This is a genomic window from Carbonatibacter coralli, from assembly GCF_039592655.1.
Classification (GTDB): Bacteria; Pseudomonadota; Alphaproteobacteria; order Kiloniellales; family Kiloniellaceae; genus Carbonatibacter; species Carbonatibacter coralli.
Genome location: NZ_JBBUTJ010000011.1, coordinates 33033 through 53022, shown reverse-complemented (window position 1 = coordinate 53022; position 19990 = coordinate 33033). Strand labels below are relative to the sequence as shown.

Here is a 19990-nt window from a genome sequence, read left to right as displayed (position 1 = left end):
TTCTGTCTCCATTAAAGAAAACAGACACATGTGTGTGTACACGTATGATGCATAAACCGACAGTTTTACTGATACAAACAGCAAACCGCCGCCTACGCATCCCTTCCAAAAAACTATGTCAAACAGCTGATCCCAAAAGGATCTTTAATCTCGTCCAACCGAGCCGCGCTCAACCGCGCCGCCCCGTCGGTGAAGGCCCTTTTAAGGAACTCGCTCAACACACGCAACCCCTTTTTTTGCATTTTTGTAAAATAATTCGGACCTGCACCCCCAAAGGCCGCAAACCCTTAGAAAGAATCACTTTTCAAATACAAATGTGAACCAAATGCACCAGCACAACAAAACCACGCCCGATAGAAACAGGAGCTTCTGGCAGGAACACAACAATAAACATCAGAGCAAACAGAGTAGCGGACTCGGCAAAAACCGATTCCAGGACACCAACAAAACAAAAATTATTTGTATTTAAATAAATTTCGAATTAACCAAGTAAAAAGATCAAGATTAAACCACCTGAAAATTTCAAATTGTGACAAAAGACCAAGAAAAAATTAAAAAAAGACTTTCAAAAAGATCAATTCCGGTAACAAACCGGTGAAAATTTAACTCTTTGTTATTCCCTCCGAAACAAAAACTGAACCTACCTGATCATATTACCATAGTAGGCTACACAATGCGTCGTTTCCTGATCCTGCTTGCATCCATAACAGCTGCAGCCCTGTCTTCAGCCGGGCAGTCAGCACAGGCTCAATCCACTCCAAATCATGTGTTTCAAACTGTTGAAACCCTGAACCTTCAGCTGGAAGAGATCCTGAAGGCCAACTTTCTGAGTGTTCCTTCAGATCGTCCGCTGACCCGGGAAGCAAGACGCCCGCGTCATGTCTTTCAAAAAGCGCGCACTGTCTTTTCAACCCTGCAGACCTACAAACGCCTGAACGGCCTTCAGGTCAGCGCCCTGCCCGATATTCCGGGACGGGACCTGACGCCCGCCGATGTGCACGGACTGGTGACCCGGATTCATTCCGGCACAGAGGAACTGGCCAAGCGCTTCGCGGCCCCGGTCGTTCCCCAGTCGGAACTTCCGAGCGGAAAATCCCCGCGGGATGTCTATCAGGAACTCGAGCGCTCCATGGTTCTGCTCGGCAGTCTGGATGTGCCCAAACAACAGCCCAATGACGTTTACCAGACAGCCTCCACCATTGTGAATGTTCTGGAGGAGATTGCAAAAAGCAGAGGCGTTGAAGGCTACCCCCGGCAAACAGAGAAGATGCCCGGCAAAAAGCCCGGAGATGTCTACAATCTTGCAGGATCGATGCTGGACTATCTGAAAATAGGCAATCCGCTCTTTGAAGTCCCGGCCGGCGCTGCCGCCTATGACAACAGCCCTGAAAGAGTCACCCCAAAGGAAGTCAACGACATCATCGGCCTCCTGCTGGCAGACCTCGCCGTCATCAAGCGCAATGTCGGCCTGACATCGGAAACTCCCTATGCAGAACTCGAGGGCGGCAAGAATCCCAGTGACGTCTTTGAACGCATCAACACGAGCTACATGATTCTCATGATGATTGATCAGTAATGCGGGGTTCTTCAACTTCAGTCTGCAGAATTGCCATGCCCTCGTTATTTCAGCAGCACTGCGTGGCAAACAGAGTTTCGCACAACTTAACTGTTTTTTATCGTTTCTCGGGTCAAACAGGTAGAACCCAAAACCATAAAAACAGGACAGGGCTTTTGAAGATGAACAAAATTCTAGCTCTCTTGCTCACTCCACTGTTCAGTCTGTTGCTCCTCCAGCAAGAGGCCAGTGCCCAGGCGACTCCCAATCATGTTTACCAGACTGTTGAGACGCTCAACAGTCAGCTGGAACAGATCATCAAGGCAAACATGCTTGCAATTCCGGATGCCAAAACACCGGAAAAGGAATCAAGAAAGCCCCGGCACGTCTATCAAAAGGCCCGTACCATCTATTCCATTCTGCAAACCTACCGCAAGCTGAACGGTCTGGAGGCAAGAGCGCTTCCGAACATTCCCGCAGAGGCCATCAAGCCTGCGGAAGTTCAGAAACTTGTCCAGCAGACTCTGACGGACACGGTCGACATTGCCAGGCTTTATCAGGCCCCCCTGGCAGAGACGACCGCCCTGCCGGATGGCAAGAAGCCGGACGATGTCTATGTTGCCCTGACCAGAACACTTGAACTCCTGCAGGTTCTGGATGTCCCAAGGCAGCAACCGAATGACGTTTACCAGATCGCCGCAACGATCATGAACGTCATGGAGGAAATCGCCCAGGCAAGAGGCATTACGGACTACGACAAGGCTTCAAACATCATTCCCGGCAAGACACCGGAAGATGTCTTCAAACAGGCCGGCGGCATGCTGGACATGCTGAGAATTGAGAAACCTCTTTTCGAAATGCCCAATGGCGCTGCCACCTACACGGTCCCGAAAACACCGATCACACCGCAGGAAGCAAACGAAATCATGGGATTGCTTCTGGCTGATCTGACCGTTGTCAAACGCAATGCAGGTGTTACCACCGCAACACAATACGCTGCGCTCGAAGGCGGGAAAAACCCGAATGATGTCTTCGAACGAATCAGCACGTCCTATCTGGTTCTTCTCTGGTTATTGGGTGAGTGATAGTTATGTCAGCACTAAAGAAAATCACAGCCAAACTGGCTCTTTTGTCCCTTTTACCGATCGTCATCCTGTCGGTTGTCTTCTTTGTTTCCCTCTTCATTACCAGCCAGCTGGCCGAGGAAACGGAAACGCGCAATGCAAAGCTGAACGAAGACATTGTTGCAGTCGAGGAACTGAGAAACTCGATCGAGAAGGTAACCGGAGAACTCCGCCTTACGCTTTCCCAGAAGAACGAGGCTCACCTTTCGACCATTGCAGGCAGCAACCCGAAGGGCAGGGCCATCAGGGAAGAGCTTGATGCAAAGATTCTGCAAAGCGTACAGGAACTGCAGGAGCTGGTCGCCACAGCCGCCCGCCACGAGGTTCTCAAACGCCTGAATGTTGAAAACAAGGAACAGACTCTCATCTTCCTGCAACAGGCTGTAACCTCCCTGCCCAACTACGTTGCCTTTTCCAACGAATCCCAGGAACGCACTCTGGCGACCCTGATCAAGGGCGGCCAGGAAGCTGCAGCGGTGAACTACCGCTTTGAGGAAGTCGGCCGCAACCAGGTGATGCTCAACCTTGTGGAACGCATCGTCAAAACGGCAACGGCTCTTATGGCTTCAGCTACACAGGGCGTCGAGGAACAGGCTGTTCTGGCACAGGAAACAGCACATCAGGAACTCGAAAACATTGAAAACATTTCCATCATCGTGTTCAGCATCATCAGCCTGCTGGCTGTTGTTGTCGCCGTTCTGATCGGCAAGAAGCATCTGTCCGAACCTCTCAGCCAGACAGCGGGCGCCATGGTCAAGCTGACCAATGGTGACACCGACATCACACTCCCCGAGCGTGAAGGCGATGAACTGGCTGACATTATCGAACGCGTTTACAGCTTCAGGGAAGCACTGATCGAAAAGGAAAAGGTTGCAGAGCGTGACCGTCAGGAACTGGAAGTCCGCAACAGGCGCCAGAAAGAGCGCGAAGAGCTGATCCACAATTTCCAGACAAAGATCCAGTCGATCCTCGAGCAGCTTGACCATGTTTCCACCAACATGACCCAGACAGCCTCCTCCATGGTCTCGACCGCGTCCAGCACACTGGAGCGCGCCGAGAACCTGACACGCGGAGCCGAGGAAACCTCCGGGAATGTTCAGAGTGTGGCTTCAGCCGCAGAGGAGCTCGCCGCAAGTCTGCAGGGTGTCAGCACCCAGGCCGTTGCGTCCAATCGCTCTGCACAGGAAATCATGCAAAACGTTCAGGAAAGCACACGCCGCATTGAACTGCTGTCCCAGAACGCAGAGAGAATCGGCGCTGTGATCACCCTGATCAACAACATCGCCAACCAGACAAACCTTCTGTCCCTCAATGCAACCATTGAGGCTGCCCGTGCCGGCGAGGCAGGCAAGGGTTTCGCAGTTGTGGCGAACGAAGTCAAAACCCTGGCCGGACAGACGGCCAATGCAACGGATGAAATTTCCCAGCAGGTTGGCGAAATGCAATCGGCAACAAACGGTGTTGTGGAATCCATTCGCCAGATTTCCGAGGACATGGAACGCATCAGCGCAATTGCCAGCGAGATTTCCAACGCCGTGGAACAGCAGACCTCTGCCACACAGGAAATTTCGCAAAGCGTACAGCAGGCTTCCATCGGGACCCAGGAAACGACAAACAATTCCCAGGCCCTCAGAGGCGCTGCCGAGGAAAGCGGCGCAACAGCCGACACCGTGGATTCCGTCGCCCGCGATCTCTCTGTTCAGGCACAGGCCCTGCTCTCGGAGGTCAACGGCTTCCTGGAAGGCATTCGCAAGAATACCCAGAGCGCCTGAGCACCCTCTGACCAACCGGATCAGGCTGCCCGAAATGAAATTCATTCTTGGGCAGCCTCTTTTTTTTGTTATCATAAGCGCTTGATAAAACAGGCTGTGTGGTTTTGCTGAACCATATCGGAGAGAGAAATGCGCAAGGGTATCATCCTAGCAGGCGGCGCCGGAACAAGGCTCTGGCCCCTGACCGCTTACACCTGCAAGCAATTGCTTCCCGTCTATGACAAGCCACTCATCTATTATCCCCTGACCAGCCTTATCCTCGCGGGCATTCAGGATATCCTGATTATCTCCACTCCTGAAGACACACCGGTTTTGCAAAAGGCCCTTGGTGATGGAGCCTTTTATGGCGTTTCCATCCAATACGCCGTCCAGGAAAACCCCAACGGACTAGCAGAGGCCCTGATCATCGGGGAGGAATTTCTGGGTGGAGAAGACTGCTGCCTGATTCTGGGCGACAACATTCTCTATCGCTCCGGCTTTACCCATTTCATGAAAGCAGCAATTGCCGAGAACAGCGGCGCAACAGTTTTTGGCTTCCCGGTCAAGGATCCGTCCCGTTTTGGGGTCATTGAAACCGCGGATGACGCCCAGAAGGTCCTTTCTCTTGAGGAAAAACCCGAGAAGCCGAAATCCAACCTCGCAGCCATCGGCCTCTATCTCTATGACGGCAGCGCCAGTGAAAAGGCCCGATCACTCAAACCCGGCAAAAGGGGAGAGCTGGAAATCACCGACCTGAACCTGCTTTATCTCCATGAGGATCGTCTCAACCACTGTCGCTTCTCACGGGGAGACTTCTGGCTGGATGCCGGTCTTTTCGAAACCCTGAACGATGCGTCCAACCTTGTCAGGCTGACAGAAGACTACACCGGCCAGAAAATCGGATGCCCGGAAGAAGCAGCCTTTGTGATGGGGAACATTGATCGCGACACTGTTCTGGAACGTGCCGAAATGATGCCCCAAAGCGCCTACAGTGCATACCTCAGACGAATCGCGCGCCCAAAAGGCACCATGTTTGGAACCGAAGAATGACAATACTCGTAACCGGTGGCGCAGGCTTTATCGGCAGCCATCTCGTGGACCAGCTCATCAGGGCAGGTCACAGAACCCTTATCCTCGACAAGCTGACCTACGCAGGTGATCCGGCCAATCTGGAGCAGGCTCTGGGAACCGGTCAGGCCGAGCTGGTCAAAGGTGATATCTGCGACCAGCCTCTGGTTGAAGAGCTTCTTCACACCCGCAAAATCACGCAGGTTTTCCATCTGGCCGCAGAGAGCCACGTCGACAACTCCATTGAAGACGCCTCTCCCTTTCTGAAAACAAATGTTCTCGGAACAGCATCCCTGCTGGAAGCCTCCAGAAGCTACCTTGCCAGCAGTACGACTTCCGACGCCACACGACAAGCCTTTCGCTTTCTGCACGTCTCCACAGACGAGGTTTACGGGCACCTTTCCGAAGAAGACGAGCCCTTCAGTGAAACGACGGCCTATCGTCCCAACTCTCCCTATTCGGCCTCAAAAGCCTCCAGTGATCATCTGGCCCGTGCCTGGTTTGTGACCTACGGACTGCCTGTTATCATCACCAATTGCTCCAACAACTATGGCCCGAGACAGCACCGGGAAAAGCTGATTCCCACAATTATACGCAAGGCACTGGCCGGCGAACCAATCCCCCTTTACGGCGACGGACGCAACATTCGGGACTGGCTCTATGTCGCGGACCATGCCGCAGGACTGATCGCGGCGACAGCCAAGGGAGTTCCCGGAGAGACCTACTGCTTTGGCGGTGCCTGCGAGAAAAGGAATGTGGATATCGCCCGCGAAATCTGCGCCATTCTGGACGAGCTGCGCCCCTCATCAACCGGCGCCCCCTACAGCGACCAGATCACCTTTGTGGAAGACAGAAAAGGGCATGACTGGCGCTATGCCATTGATTGTGCGAAGGCTGAAAACCAGCTGGGATTTTCCGGAACAGGGACCTTCTCGCAACATCTGCGGGAAACGGTCAGAAGCTATCTGTAGCCTATGAAAAAGGCCGGCCTGTTCAGACCAGCCTTTCCCATCCCCAATTCCCCAAAGGAACACGCTAAACCTTTGGAAAAGAGAGAAGCTCTTATTTGGAGAGCTTCGCGACACCCAGTGGAACACTGAAGTCTGCACACCACACAAAGAAGCTGTCATAGTCAGCCGGGTTTACATTCGCCGGGATCGCGTAAACCTGAAGGCCCTTGTCATTGTGCAGCTTGGTGAACTCTGTGCTGGCATCGAACTTTTCACCCTTGCCAAAACCCAGTGTCGGTGCAGGAGCCCCATCCAGATCAAAGTCCTTTTCCAGAACAGCAATGTAGCCGGATGCTGTCTTCAGAATGGAAACGCCACCCTTCACAATATGATCGCTGCGTCCCTCGAAAGTGCCCGCCTGAACAACATCAGAAGACTGACCCGCAGATGCAGCCTGGAAAGGGACAGCGAAAGCCATAATGACAGCCAGTGTAGCCAACAGTTTTTTCAACATTTTCTTGCTCCGGTTATCGAGACTGTGTTTTGTCTCTGGTTACCCGTGAATTTGGGCCTGAAATCTTTTCTGGACTATTCGGTCCACAAACCAGATAATGGGCAATGTGGACCAGTCGGTCAAGAACAAGAAGGTCACAGTTTTGTGAGGAGCTCCAAATGGCCCGACAACGCGAATTCGACAAGGACGACATCCTCCGGGCAATCGTTCGGCTTTTCTGGGACAAGGGCTATGAGGCCACGTCCTACGCCGATCTGATGGAAACAACAGGACTCGGCAAAGGCAGTCTGTATTCTGCCTTTGGTGACAAACGCGCGCTCTATCTTCAGGCCCTGCGAAGCTACTGCGAAACAGAAGCCAAAGCAGCAGCAGATCTGTTTTCCGAATCAAAGGAGAGATCGACCAGTGAACGGACAGAATCCTTCCACATCTTTTTGGGACTTCCCATAGAGCCTGTCGAAACGGCCCGGGACAGAAGAGGATGCTTCCTCTGCAATGCAGCAGTGGAACAGGCACCGCAGAATGAGGATGTTCAGGAAATCGTCCTGCAGGCAATTGATCTGATGAGGCAGGGTGTTTTCGACGGGCTGGAAAAACTGCGGCCCGGCAATCCCAAAAACAGGGCCCGTGCCGAACAGCTTGTCAGCCTGTACTTCGGCCTGCGGGTTATGGCCAAGGCTGGAACCCCCGTCAACAGCCTGAAGGAAGCGCGGGATGAAGGGTTGCAATTCCTGATCGAGCTGTAAATCAGCCGTCCTGCCCTTCCAGCTTCTCGATAAGAAGGGCTGTCCGCTTCTTTGCAATTCGCTCTCTTTCTTCCTGGGTTTTACCCAGCGCAGAAAGTTTGGCCACAAAATCGATATGTGCATGGGCTGCATCCCGGGCCTTTTCGGAATCTCCGTCCAGAATGCTCTGCCCGATTTCAATATGCTGTTCCAGCAGGCTCTGTCCGGTACCCGGCATGGACCACAGGAAATCACGATTGAAAAAGACACCGCGGCGGGTCAGTTCATAGATTGAGCCCATCATGTGAATGAGAGTCGAATTGTGACTCGCATCGACAATCCCGGTATGGAACCTCATATCAAGCTCCTGCTCGAGCTTGAGATTGCCTTTCCCGTGCGCCTCTTTCATCTGTTCCATAATGCTGGACAAAAGTTCGCGATCGACAGTTGTCGCCCGTTCTGCAGCCAGAGACGCAGCAAAGCCTTCCTGTTCCCTTCTGTATTCCAGATAATCCATGAAGGCTGATTCATGGCGGGAATAAAGATCCAGCATCGCCGGAGACAAGGCCGTTCCGGTGAGCGGGGCCACAAAGGTTCCCTCTCCGTGGCGCACGCGAATCAAACCGTAATTTTCAAGCTGTTTCAGCGCTTCCCGGAGCTTTTGGCGCGACACGTCCATAATCTGTGCCATATCACGTTCAGGCGGCAGGCGCGTCCCCTCCTTGAGGACACCGGCAACAATCAGTCCCTCGATCTGGTTGACGACGGCATCCACGACCGAAGCATGTTCGATCTTCTCGAAAAAAGCTGTTTCCACCACCATCGCTCGTTCCTCCGCGTCCCTTGCCAGAGCTGGTTGTCGCCCCTTCATTTGCACGGGGCTTCTCTTTTGTTCCCTTTTCTGGCAAGCTCTTATTGTTGTTTTTGCGTTAAAAGTCACCAAGAAAAAGCCAAAAACTGTCAGGTTTCTGCACTTTCCCGTTCGAAAAGCCTAATCCATCATACAAGAAAAGAGTTGATTTGTCGCATTGGTCTATTTTATAAACCAATCATAACAAAGGTTCAAAAAAAGAACCAATTCTAATATGAAGAATGACTGAATAAGAGATCCAATCAAAGAGGTCTCGTAAATGTGCAAAATCGGGAAACAACACCGAAAGCACAACTTGTTGAACTGGAGGAAAACATGAAGAAAGCGTTATTGGGTCTGGTTGCAGCTGCAGCCATTCTGACTGCACCGGCTGTTCACGCAGCGGACAAACTACTTCTCAAAACACCGATTGCATTTGCCACTGCACTGCCAGGCCTGGGCAGCCCGATGCCACGTCTTGCCGAGCAGCTGGACCTGATGTCAGGCGGCACTCTCAAAATGAAAATCTATGAGCCGGGCAAGCTTGTTCCTCCGTTCGAGGTTCTTGACTCTGTCTCGTCCGGCAAGATCAACTCCGGCTACACCACCGCAGGGTACTGGGCTGGTAAAATTCCGGCCGCTCCGCTGTTCTCGGCTGTGCCTTTCGGCCCAGAAGCCGGTGAGTACATGGCGTGGCTCTACTACGGCAATGGCCTGAAACTCTATCAGGAAATGTACGACCAGGCCGGTTTCAACGTGAAGGTTCTTCCCTGTGCTGTCACAGCGCCGGAAACTTCCGGCTGGTTCGCCAAGGAAATCAACTCTCCCGAAGATCTCAAGGGCCTGAAAATGCGTTTCTTCGGTCTTGGCGGGAAAGTGATGGAAAAACTGGGCGTCGCCACATCCCTGCTGCCCGGTGGTGAAATCTTCCCGGCTCTGGAAAAAGGTGCGATTGACGCCAGCGAATTCTCCATGCCGGCAGTCGACACCCGTCTGGGCTTCTACAAGCTTGTGAAGTACAACTACTTCCCGGGCTGGCACCAGCAGGCAACTGTCTATGAGGTCCTGATCAACAAGGACGTCTGGAACGGCGCTTCCGCCCAGCACAAGGCCATTCTGGAAAATGCCTGTAAGGCTTCCATGGCTGACAGCTTCGCCGAAGGTGAAGCCATCCAGCACGCTGTCATGCAGGAAAACGTTGCCAAACACGGCGTGAAAATCAAGAAATGGTCCCAGGAAATGCTTGATACCTACAAGGCAACCTGGGAAGAAGTCGCCAAGGAAGAGGCAGCAAAGGACCCATTCTTTGCAAAGGTTTATGCTGATCTCAAAACCTTCCGCGACGGTTATCAGATCTGGAAGGACAATGCCTTCCTTCCTCGCTAATCAGGCGTAAGACCCAAAGGGCGGGGCCGGATCATCCGGCTCCGCCTCTTGGCATTTCCACGATCAGGATAACCATGGCCCCTCATCGCCCGAGAACAAAGGCGACAGGCAGCCAAAAACAGACATGGACATTGCGATAATGAGCGTTCCCCATCATAACCATGACGATCCCATAGCCACCTACGAAAGCATTCTGGAACACAAGGAAAACGATCATCAGCCGATTGCCGACTTCCTTGACCGGATTGTAAAGGGCGTCGGGCACACTGTGATGTGGGCCAACCTTCTGCTGATTATTGCGATCACCATTCAGGTCACACTCCGGTATCTTTTTGACCTGAACTTTCCCAAGCTTGATGAAATCCAGTGGCACTTCTATGGCCTGACCACCATGGTGGGACTGTCCTACGCCCTGACAACGGACAGCCATGTCCGGGTGGATCTGATCCACAACCAGCTGAGCATCCGGGCCAGACGCGTTATCGAGGTCATTGGCATTCTGACCCTGATGGTCCCCTTCATCTATCTGATGATCGATCAGGGCTATGACTACTTTTATGATTCCTTTCGCGTAGACGAGCGCTCGGACAGCCCGACCGGTCTGCCCGCGCGCTGGGCCTTCAAAGCTGTTATTCCGATTTCCTTTGTTCTGGTCGGCATTGCGGCACTGGCGCGTCTGATTCACGATGTCCATGCCCTGTTCAAAAATGCAGAGGGCGAGCGCATTGGCAAAAACATCAGGGTGCTTTTCCTGAGCCTGCTGGGCTTTGCGCTTGTGGGTTATGCCCTGACCTTTCTGGTGGAGACAACGGAAGAGAAACTGGTCATCGCCATGTTTATCTCCTTTGTCGCCGTTCTTTTTACCGGTTTCCCCGTTGCCTGGAGCCTCTCGGGCATTGGCATTGCCTACTGTGGCGTGGCCTACCTTTTCGACAATGACCTCATGCTCTGGACAGGTCTGGAAAGCACCCTGACCGGGCTCGATTACCTGACACTTGGCGCGACGATCAACCGGATCTACGCGACCATGTCCAACGCAGTCCTTGTTGCCCTGCCCATGTTCATTTTCATGGGCCTCATGCTGGATGAAAGCGGCGTTGCCCAGCGACTGATGAGTTCCATGCAAAAGCTCTTTGGCCGTACGCGCGGTGGTCTGGCGATCACCGTGACACTGATCGGGATTATTCTGGCCGCATCAACAGGCATCATCGGTGCTTCCGTTGTCCTGCTGGGCGTTCTGTCCCTGCCCACCATGATGCAGCAGAAATATTCCCCCTCGCTTGCTGCAGGTGTCGTTTCCGCTTCAGGTACGCTGGGCATTCTCATTCCCCCTTCCATCATGCTGGTGATCATGGCGGACCAGATGGCGCTCTCTGTTGGCGATCTCTTTATGGCTGCCCTGTTCCCCGGCGTACTGATCGGCTTCCTCTATCTGCTTTACATCTTCCTCATTTCCTATGTGAAAGCAGATGTCGCACCGGTTCCGGAAGATGCTGCAAGCCCGGACTGGGCCGCCATCAAGGATGTTCTGATTGCTGTGCTGCCAACCCTCGGCCTGATCCTCGCCGTACTGGGCTCGATCTTTGCCGGCCTGACAACACCGACAGAGGCCTCCGGTATTGGCGCACTGGGCGCAACACTGCTGGCTCTTGGCTATCGCAAGCTTAACTGGTCCAAGCTCAGGTCGGTGCTGATCTCGACCCTCAACACCACAGCCTATATCTTTGCCATTTTCCTTGGCGCCACTGTTTTCTCCTACGTTCTGCGCGAACTGGGTGGTGACGAACTGATCGAACACATGGTGGCCTCGACAGGTCTCGGCCCGGAGATGACCATTGTTTTCATTCTGCTGATCGTCTTCCTGCTGGGGTTTGTCCTCGACTGGATCGAGATCACCCTGATCATCCTGCCGCTCATGCGTCCGATCGTGGCGGGTCTGGGACTGGATATCGAAGGCTATGGCGTTCTGGATGAACCCGTCCTGATCTGGTTTGTCATTCTGGTTGCCGTCGCACTCCAGACCTCATTCCTGACGCCCCCCGTCGGCTTTGCTCTCTTCTACCTGAAAGGTGTCTGTCCGCCCTCCATCAAGCTGACGGATATCTATCGCGGGATCGTTCCCTTTGTTCTGCTCCAGCTTCTCGGCCTGAGTCTGGTCTTCCTGTTACCGGAACTGGCCACCTGGCTTCCTTCTGTTGCCTATTGAGGAGCTCTTTCGGAGTAAGACAAAGAAATGAGACTAACAGACTGTCATAACTTCCACGACTTTCGTCGTCTGGCACAGCGCCGCCTGCCCGGCCCCATCTTCAATTACATTGACGGGGCTGCCGACGACGAAGTCACCTATCGGCAAAACGCCCAGAGCTTTGAAAGCTGTGATCTGGTTCCCAATGTTCTGAGGGGGGTGTCCGATATCGACATGAGCACCACCGTCATGGGACAGAAACTGGACATGCCTGTTTACTGCTCCCCGACGGCTCTGCAACGCCTGTTTCATCACAGGGGCGAGCACGCCGTTGCGGCAGCTGCGGCAAAGTACGGAACCCTGTTCGGCGTGTCCTCGCTGGGGACCGTCTCACTTGAAGAGGTTCGCAAAACCTACGACAATCCGCAGGTTTACCAGTTCTACTTTCACAAGGACCGGGGACTGAACAGGGCCATGATGGAACGCGCCAAGGAGGCTGGCGTCAACATCATGATGCTGACAGTGGACAGCATCACAGGCGGGAACCGGGAACGCGACAAGCGCACCGGTTTCTCGATCCCCTTCCGCCTGACACTGGGCGGCATGATCCAGTTCGCCATCAAACCCGCCTGGGGGCTGAACTACCTGTTTCACGAGCCTTTCAGTCTTCCACAGCTTGATGCCCACATCGACATGGGCGGAGATGCCCTTTCCATCAGTCGCTATTTTACCGACATGCTTGATCCCGCAATGACATGGGATGATGTCGCAGAGATGGTCCAGCTGTGGGATGGCGAATTCTGTCTGAAAGGCGTCATGTCTGTTGAGGATGCCAGAAAGGCCGTCGAGATCGGCTGTACAGGTATTGTCCTCTCCAATCATGGCGGCCGTCAGCTGGATGGATCGCGGGCTGCCTTCGACCAGCTCAAGGAAATCATGGATGCGGTGGGCGGACAGATTGACGTCCTGATGGACGGCGGTGTCCAGCGTGGCACACATGTGCTCAAGGCCCTGTCACTGGGGGCCAAGGCCGTCGGGGTTGGCCGCTATTATCTCTATCCGCTTGCCGCTGCGGGTCAGAACGGCGTTGAACGTGCACTGGAGCTGATGAAGGTGGAAATCGAACGGGACATGCGTCTGATGGGCTGCAAATCCGTCGAAGAACTCTCGCCGGACAACCTGCGTTTCCGATAATGCGCACAGGCGGCTCTTGCCTGCCATACAGGAAAAGAGCCGCCGCGTGCAAAGCCTCGCCGTTCACGCACTATTCGTGACTGTGGAAAATTGCGTCCCCCTTTCCGTCCTGGGTAATGAGCAGAATACAGTCTGTTTCACCGACACAGGCATCTCCGTGGAAGGCATTGCCCGGCTGGATAACAAGGGAACCGGCAGGCAACACCTTTGTTTCCCCGGCAAAGCTGTGCTCCCATTCTCCCTGCATTGTCACAGCCCGATAATCATAGGTGTGCGCATGCTCCGGAACCCGGAATCCGGCAGGCATCTTCAGATACATGGCATAGGGCCCTGTTTCGCGATCTCCCCACAGGATTGTCAGCTCCATGGGCGTGCCTTCAATCGGTACCCATTTCATCTCTTCAAATCTGGTCATGAGGCCGCTGTCCGCCTGGGCACCGGACAGAGTCAGGCTTGAAAGAAGCACGGCTGCAGACCACTTGAGAAAACGCATTGATTTTTCCTTTCAAAAGGTGTGGAAACGGTCTCTCCAGAACTCCGGCAATCACGGGTTCTGTTTACAGTCATGAAGCTAGTGCTTTAGTCTGGATGACAAAATAAGCCCTTTTGCATCACAGCAATTCAGGAACGCCCATGCATCTCAACAGTGAAGAACTCCTGGTCATTCTGGCTCTCTGTCAGGAACGGACACTGGAAAAGGCTGCCGTTTCACTGGGCAAGAACAGCTCTTCTGTTTTCCGGGCCATCAAACGCATTGAGGAAAAAACCGGACAGCCACTTTTCTCACGCTCGAAAAAGGGATTTCACCCTTTTCCCCTTGCCAGTGAACTTGCCGGGAAAGGTCGCCAGATCAGTGACGCACTGGCAGAAGCCAACGCCTTGGGTGCGGAGCAGGACAGTCACCTGACCGGAAAGCTGCGTGTGACGACGACCGATCTGCTGCTGGAATATTATATCCTTCCCAATCTTCAGGCATTCCGACAAAAACATCCTGATCTGGATATGGAGTTTGATACAAACAACCAGTTTGCAAAGCTCTGGGAACGCGATGTCGACGTTGCGTTCAGGCCCTCGTCCCAACCACCGGAACAGATGATTGGCCATTTCCTGAAAGAACTGGGATACAGGGTGGTCTGCACGCCCGAATACTGGGCAAAGGCCCAAAATCACAGTGAGCTTCTCTGCAATGGCGACTGGCTTCTGCCCGGAGGCATGCTCTATCAGCACCCTGTGCGAAAGTGGTTTTCCAACAGAGTACAGCAGTACAGAACCATCACAGGTTTTGATTCAATGGGCCTGCTGATCAAGGCCGCAAAGCTTGGTCAGGGGCTGGCGATCCTGCCTGACCTGCCACCTGTTCTGGAAGGATTGACAGTGCTGGAAACAGAAACACCAAAAGACAAAACAGAGCTTTGGTGCCTCTATCATCCCAGCAACAAACAGAACCCGCGCATTCAGGCTTTCACCCGTTTTCTGAAACACATTACAGACAACTGAAAAAGCCCTGCCAAACGGCAGGGCTTTTTGTTCCGGTCTGCAACCTGAGCCTCTAACAGCCCCTGTCCATTATCGCACCAGCGACTGAACCGTCTTCAATGCCTCTTCCCAGTCGTGCCCATGAACAGAATGGATTTCCCCCTTCCGGGTGACAAAAAAGACCGGCGGGTAAACCCTGTCCATCTGCAAACCGGCTTCGCGCAACAGGGGATCAGCCTCTCCATAGGCTCCAGGTGTTGCAACATTACGGGTTTTCTCAATCAGATTGGCCCGCACAGTGAAACCCAGTTCCTCTCCCGAAGCTTCCACAACAGGCAAGCCATCGCGTTTGAACGCCATACAGGGCGGACAGTCGAATGCTCCATAGAAGTGAAAGGCGACGTCCCTCTCCCCGTCATTCTCTGCCCAGGCCGGTGTCAGAAGACAGGAAAGCGATACAAAAAGAACCGTCAGAAAACCACGAACAAGAGCCCGCACGAAAAGATATCTTTCAATCATGAAAACCATCCCTGAAAGGAAAACTGCTGTCTTCGGGAAACCTCGCTTGCTTTCCCGAATGATGAACGGGCCGATTTCAGACCCTGTAACGGAAATATCAGATATCATTGCTGTTCCAGCACCTTGCCTGCCTTCACAAAGGCAGCCACGGCTTCTCCCAACACCCTGTGTGTTTTGGCCGAGAAGTGAATCCCGTCCGAACCATCCGTGCTGATGACACTGCCTGCATCAAAAAACAGAACCCCAGCGTTTTCCGCTTTCCCGGCTTCCGCTGCAAAGGCCCTGGCAAAACCTCTGGAAGGCACTTCACCTGCACTGAAAAGTCCTGCCAGACCGGAACCGGATGTATCCCCCAGAGGCGGAGGAGCAATCACCAGAACCTGCGGAGCCCTGTAGGTTGAAAAAAGCGCCTGATCCATATTCCCGACACGGCGTGCCATTGCAAAGGCAGAAGCGGCAACATCAACGGGGTCAGTCTTGCGTCCGGCCTGTACATCATTGGTTCCCAGCATGATCACAACCAGATCCAGAGGATTTTGACGGGCGACAATGGCTGGCAGAGAACGGTTACCATTGAAGCTCTCGCCGGAAATTTCACCGGCATCTGTGCTGTCAACATCCGTCGTACGCCCGACCATGCCATCAACAGTGACAACCGCCTGCCCCTGCAACGCCCTTTCAAGAACGCCGCTCCAGCGGGTCCGGTCATCATAGCGCCCGGTCGGGAAGCCCTGACCGGATACGGGTTGCCACCCCCAGGTGTTCGAATCACCGTAGGTCAGTATCCTTGCCGGTTCGGCGGCCAAAGTTACCGTGGCAGAAAGGGTCAATAAACCGGCTGCAGCAAAGGCAGCAAAAGGTCTGAGGATTTTCATCATCTGTGCGCTCCTTGGGTCTTGCGATGAACCTTCAGAGCAGAATTTGGGAAGAATGAGCAGCAATAACCTTAGGCATTTAAGCAAAGAATGATTGCACAAACGCCTATGGACAAAACAGTCCTGTTACCGTGCAAGCGATCTGGCAGCCTCAAGGGCTTCTTCCCACTCGAAACCATGAGAGGAATACAGGGCTCCATCCAGAGTGATGACAAAAACTGGCGGGTAAAGGCTATCAAGTTCCAGTGCGGCTTCTCTCAACAGGGGGTCAGCCGAGCCAAAGGACCCGACCCTGAAAACATCAACGGTTTTGGCAAGCTGATGCACTCTGACCTCAAAGCCGTTCTTCAGACCAGCGCGTGAAACGACAGGCAGCCCCTCCTTCTTGAACGCGACACAGGGCGGACAGTCAATTGCACCGTAGTAGTGAAACGCCACCTCTGCCATAGCCCTGAACGGCATCTGAAAAAGAAGCAGGAACAGCAAGAATCTGATGACAGCGGACAAGACCTGTTCTCCAAAAAAAGAGGGCAGGGAAAGAATTCCCCACCCCAGTCATACTGTCAAAACAAGTCTCTGTGTTTTGACGCTCAAGCTCTGCGTTGGCCGGTATAGCGCCCGGCCTGTTCCGGACGCTCCAACGCAGCATGAGCCTGAACATAGAAAGCCAGTTTCTCGGACACCTGTGCATCAGGTTCACTGGACTTGCGTGCTTTCAGGTCCATATGCAGCAAAAGACTTTCAACAGTCGCCGCAACAGTTCCGTTCTCTTTCAAAAGGGAATGGATAATCTGCATCTTCTTGCCCTCGCCCATCAGGACCTGTGTCGTGATGGTCAGCTCTTCGCCTTCGACCATCTCGTCCAGATGACAGATGTGGCTTTCAACTGTGAAGTAGCTTTTTCCGGATGCAATGTAATCGGCATCAGCCCCGATCATGGACATGAAACGGTCCGTTGCCTGCGATGCAGCTTCCAGATAATGCGCCTCGTTCATATGTCCGTTGTAATCGGTCCAGCTGGACGGGATCTGGCGACGCACCGTAACCGGAAGTTCACCCTGGCTTGATGAAACCCTTGCCAGTTCAGCTTCATGGGCCTTGATCACACCGCCCGCGCCACTGCCGGACTGGCGCAGGGCCCGCATCATGCCGACCAGATTGTCATCCCGCAGGCGCTCCAGTTCGCGAATGGACAGATGACCGGACTGTTCATCAGACTGTCCTGCAATCAGGTCCACCAGTTCATCTGTGAACTCGGGAACATCCATCAGTTTTGTCCAGGGCCACTCAAGAGCGGGACCAAACTGGGCCATGAAGTGTTTCATGCCTGCTTCGCCCCCGGCAATGCGGTAGGTCTCAAACAGGCCCATCTGGGCCCAGCGCAGGCCAAAGCCCATGCGAATGGCCTCATCAATTTCCTCGGTTGTCGCCACACCGTCCTTCACTAGCCACAGGCTTTCGCGCCAGACGGCTTCCAGAAGACGATCAGCAATGTGCGCATCGATCTCCTTGCGGACGGTCAACGGATACATTCCGACAGAGCGCAGTGTTTTTGCTGCCCTTTGCATGCGTGTTGCATCGCCCACCAATTCGATCAGAGGCAGGAGATAAACCGGGTTGAACGGATGCGCCACGATCGCACGGGCCCCTTTCTCGTTCAGTTCGGATGGCTTGAAGCCCGATGTAGAGGAACCGATAATCGCATTGGCATCCGCTGCTTGTGTAATGGCGCCCAGGATTTTGTGTTTGAGCTCAAGACGTTCCGGAACCGATTCCTGAATCCATTCAGCGCCCGCAACGGCCTCTTCCAGACTGTCACAGAAAACCAGCGCCCCTTCCGAAGGCAAGCTGACATTGTAGAGTGCCGGCAGGCTGCGCCTTGCGTTATCCAGCACCTCATTGATTTTGCGTTCGGCTTCGGGATCAGGATCAAAGACCTTCACGTCCCAGCCGTTCAGAAGAAAACGTGCGACCCATCCGCCGCCGATTACGCCGCCACCGACAATTGTTGCTGTTCTTTTCATGGTGCAAGGGTCTCCGTATGACCATCAATGGACAAAACCTGTCCCGAAATTTTTGCCCCGGCCTCCGATGCCAGGAAATGAATCATGTTTGCGATATCCTCGGCCTTCACCCAGGTCTTCAGGGACACGCCCCTGACGTAAAGTTCCCTGACCTCTTGCTCGGAAAGGCCCCGGGCTTCGGCCTCAATGGCCAGCACCCGGTCCATCCGCGGTCCCTCGACGGCACCGGGGCAGATCACATTGACCCGGATCCCGTCACCGCCCAGCTCCATCGCCAGGGTTTTGGTCAGACCGACCAGCGCCCACTTTGCCGCAGAATAGGGACTGCGCATCGGATAACCGGCGATCCCGGCCGTCGATGAAGTCAGGGTGATCAGACCGTGACCCTGCCTGCGCATGATGCGGGCGGCCCAGCGACAGGTCAGAAATGCTCCGTGGACATTGGTTGCCACACACTCCTGCCAGGCCGCATAATCCAGATCCTCAATCGGTCCGGCAGGTCCACTGGTCCCCGCATTGGAACAGACAACATCAACAGCCCCCCACAGCTCTTCCAACCGGGCAAGGAAAGCGTCCATCTGTTCTTCGGAGGTCACATCGGCAACCCCGGTGATGGCTTCAGGATTTCGCTGTGCAAACTCTGCCACAGCAGCAGGATCAGCATCACAGATTGCAACACTGTCTCCTTCGGACATAAAGCGTTCCGCTATCGTACGCCCGATGCCCGAGGCTCCTGCTGTGACGAGGACTTTGCGCATTATTTTGCTGCAGGAGCACGCTTGGTCAGGCCAAGTTTCTCGCGCACGGCTTCCGGTCCCATAATGCGACCACCAAGGCCTTCGATAATACCGACAGACTTCTCCACCAGCTGGGCATTCGTTGCCAGAACGCCCTTTTCAAGGAAGAGATTGTCTTCCAGACCAACCCGCACGTTGCCGCCGGCCAGAACAGCAGCAGCAACATAGGGCATCTGGTCACGGCCCAGACTGAAAGCAGACCAGGTCCAGTCCGACGGGACATTGTTCACCATCGCCATCAGGGTGTTCAGATCATTCGGTGCGCCCCACGGAATCCCCATGCACAGCTGGACAAGTGCGGGAGAGTTCAGCGTTCCCTCTTCAACCAGCTGCTTTGCAAGCCACAGATGACCGGTATCAAAGGCTTCGATCTCCGGCTTGACACCAAGCTCTGTCATCATGCTGCCCATGGCCCGCAGCATGCCCGGTGTATTGGTCATGACATAGTCTGCTTCGGCAAAGTTCATGGTACCGCAGTCCAGCGTACAGATTTCCGGCAGACACTCGCGAATATGGGCCATACGCTCGGAGGCACCGATCATGTCTGTTGCATCCTCGTTCACAGGGAACGGGGATTCGGTGGAACCGAAAACAATGTCTCCGCCCATACCGGCTGTCAGGTTCAGGACAACATCAACATCCGCATCGCGAATACGGTCCGTGACCTCGCGGTAGTACTCGAGCTTGCGTGACGGTTTGCCTGTTTCCGGATCGCGGACGTGACAGTGGACGACAGCCGCACCGGCTTTGGCAGCCTCGATGGCAGAATTGGCAATCTGCTCGGGGCTGCGCGGCACATGTGGAGAACGGTCCTGTGTGCTGCCGGATCCTGTAACGGCGCAGGTGATAAAAACGTCGCGGTTCATTTGTAATGGCACGTGAAGCCTCCCTTGTTGGTCGCGATCCGGCACCCAGGTGCAATCGCCGATCTTTGACAAAAAGGATAGTCTTGCCTTCTTCAATTGAATTTTCCTATTATGCCAAAATCATTATCTGT

The 19990-nt window shown here is 54.0% G+C and carries 19 protein-coding genes; 10 read left to right on the top strand and 9 right to left on the bottom strand.

What is annotated here, in order from left to right; translation table 11 throughout:
* Positions 1-673 precede the first annotated feature (673 nt).
* From AAAH10_RS15785 to rfbB, 5 genes are all read left to right on the top strand, one after another.
* On the top strand, positions 674-1576 hold the full coding sequence (locus AAAH10_RS15785) for a hypothetical protein (protein ID WP_343565321.1): 903 nt from the start codon (positions 674-676) through the stop codon (positions 1574-1576).
* 161 nt (positions 1577-1737) lie between these two features.
* Positions 1738-2640, top strand: a complete 903-nt coding sequence (locus tag AAAH10_RS15780; RefSeq protein WP_343565319.1) for a hypothetical protein — start codon at positions 1738-1740, stop codon at positions 2638-2640.
* A 5-nt stretch (positions 2641-2645) separates the two neighbouring features.
* Entirely contained in the window at positions 2646-4451 is a 1806-nt protein-coding gene (locus AAAH10_RS15775) for a methyl-accepting chemotaxis protein (RefSeq protein ID WP_343565317.1), read from the top strand.
* Between the two features lie 129 nt (positions 4452-4580).
* Entirely contained in the window at positions 4581-5480 is a 900-nt protein-coding gene (gene rfbA / locus AAAH10_RS15770; RefSeq protein ID WP_343565316.1) for a glucose-1-phosphate thymidylyltransferase RfbA, read from the top strand.
* Positions 5477-6469, top strand: coding sequence for a dTDP-glucose 4,6-dehydratase (gene rfbB, locus AAAH10_RS15765; RefSeq protein WP_343565315.1), 993 nt, complete (start codon positions 5477-5479; stop codon positions 6467-6469). Before rfbA ends, rfbB begins: the two co-directional genes overlap by 4 nt.
* A gap of 91 nt (positions 6470-6560) precedes the next feature.
* On the opposite strand, the gene AAAH10_RS15760 is transcribed toward rfbB, so the two are convergent.
* A complete protein-coding gene (locus AAAH10_RS15760; RefSeq protein WP_343565313.1) occupies positions 6561-6962 on the bottom strand; it encodes a DM13 domain-containing protein in 402 nt (133 codons plus the stop codon).
* Positions 6963-7120: 158 nt separating this feature from the next.
* Between AAAH10_RS15760 and AAAH10_RS15755 the strand changes: the two genes are divergently transcribed.
* Positions 7121-7708 carry a TetR/AcrR family transcriptional regulator gene (locus AAAH10_RS15755; protein WP_343565311.1) on the top strand — a complete coding sequence of 196 codons (588 nt, stop codon included), beginning with the start codon at positions 7121-7123 and terminating at the stop codon, positions 7706-7708.
* Position 7709: 1 nt separating this feature from the next.
* Here AAAH10_RS15755 and AAAH10_RS15750 read toward each other — a convergent pair whose 3' ends face one another.
* Positions 7710-8510: a FadR/GntR family transcriptional regulator gene (locus AAAH10_RS15750; RefSeq protein WP_343565309.1), complete on the bottom strand. Its 801-nt coding sequence runs from the start codon at positions 8508-8510 to the stop codon at positions 7710-7712.
* A gap of 363 nt (positions 8511-8873) precedes the next feature.
* On the opposite strand from AAAH10_RS15750, the gene AAAH10_RS15745 reads away from it, so the two are divergent.
* The 3 genes from AAAH10_RS15745 (at position 8874) to AAAH10_RS15735 (ending at position 13302) form a co-directional block, all read left to right on the top strand.
* The gene (locus tag AAAH10_RS15745; RefSeq protein ID WP_343565307.1) at positions 8874-9923 is read left to right on the top strand and encodes a TRAP transporter substrate-binding protein; all 1050 of its coding nucleotides are present in this window, start codon (positions 8874-8876) and stop codon (positions 9921-9923) included.
* Positions 9924-10062: 139 nt separating this feature from the next.
* The gene (locus tag AAAH10_RS15740; RefSeq protein ID WP_343565305.1) at positions 10063-12129 is read left to right on the top strand and encodes a TRAP transporter large permease subunit; all 2067 of its coding nucleotides are present in this window, start codon (positions 10063-10065) and stop codon (positions 12127-12129) included.
* Positions 12130-12156: 27 nt separating this feature from the next.
* Positions 12157-13302, top strand: coding sequence for an alpha-hydroxy acid oxidase (locus tag AAAH10_RS15735; protein ID WP_343565303.1), 1146 nt, complete (start codon positions 12157-12159; stop codon positions 13300-13302).
* Between the two features lie 70 nt (positions 13303-13372).
* Here the strand turns inward: AAAH10_RS15735 and AAAH10_RS15730 are convergent, their stop codons facing one another.
* Positions 13373-13795, bottom strand: coding sequence for a cupin domain-containing protein (locus AAAH10_RS15730; protein WP_343565301.1), 423 nt, complete (start codon positions 13793-13795; stop codon positions 13373-13375).
* Between the two features lie 140 nt (positions 13796-13935).
* On the opposite strand from AAAH10_RS15730, the gene AAAH10_RS15725 reads away from it, so the two are divergent.
* Positions 13936-14799: a LysR family transcriptional regulator gene (locus AAAH10_RS15725; protein WP_343565299.1), complete on the top strand. Its 864-nt coding sequence runs from the start codon at positions 13936-13938 to the stop codon at positions 14797-14799.
* Between the two features lie 69 nt (positions 14800-14868).
* Here AAAH10_RS15725 and AAAH10_RS15720 read toward each other — a convergent pair whose 3' ends face one another.
* The 6 genes from AAAH10_RS15720 to bcoG all read right to left on the bottom strand — a co-directional run bounded on the left by AAAH10_RS15720 (position 14869) and on the right by bcoG (position 19871).
* Entirely contained in the window at positions 14869-15297 is a 429-nt protein-coding gene (locus AAAH10_RS15720) for a hypothetical protein (RefSeq protein ID WP_343565297.1), read from the bottom strand.
* Between the two features lie 104 nt (positions 15298-15401).
* Positions 15402-16175, bottom strand: coding sequence for a GDSL-type esterase/lipase family protein (locus tag AAAH10_RS15715; RefSeq protein ID WP_343565296.1), 774 nt, complete (start codon positions 16173-16175; stop codon positions 15402-15404).
* A 123-nt stretch (positions 16176-16298) separates the two neighbouring features.
* Positions 16299-16610 carry a hypothetical protein gene (locus AAAH10_RS15710; protein ID WP_343565294.1) on the bottom strand — a complete coding sequence of 104 codons (312 nt, stop codon included), beginning with the start codon at positions 16608-16610 and terminating at the stop codon, positions 16299-16301.
* 152 nt (positions 16611-16762) lie between these two features.
* A complete protein-coding gene (locus tag AAAH10_RS15705; protein ID WP_343565292.1) occupies positions 16763-18196 on the bottom strand; it encodes a carnitine 3-dehydrogenase in 1434 nt (477 codons plus the stop codon).
* Positions 18193-18954, bottom strand: a complete 762-nt coding sequence (locus AAAH10_RS15700) for an SDR family oxidoreductase (protein ID WP_343565290.1) — start codon at positions 18952-18954, stop codon at positions 18193-18195. The genes AAAH10_RS15705 and AAAH10_RS15700 overlap by 4 nt, the downstream gene beginning before the upstream one ends.
* Positions 18954-19871 carry a 3-dehydrocarnitine:acetyl-CoA trimethylamine transferase BcoG gene (gene bcoG / locus AAAH10_RS15695; protein WP_343565288.1) on the bottom strand — a complete coding sequence of 306 codons (918 nt, stop codon included), beginning with the start codon at positions 19869-19871 and terminating at the stop codon, positions 18954-18956. Before bcoG ends, AAAH10_RS15700 begins: the two co-directional genes overlap by 1 nt.
* Positions 19872-19990 lie beyond the last annotated feature (119 nt).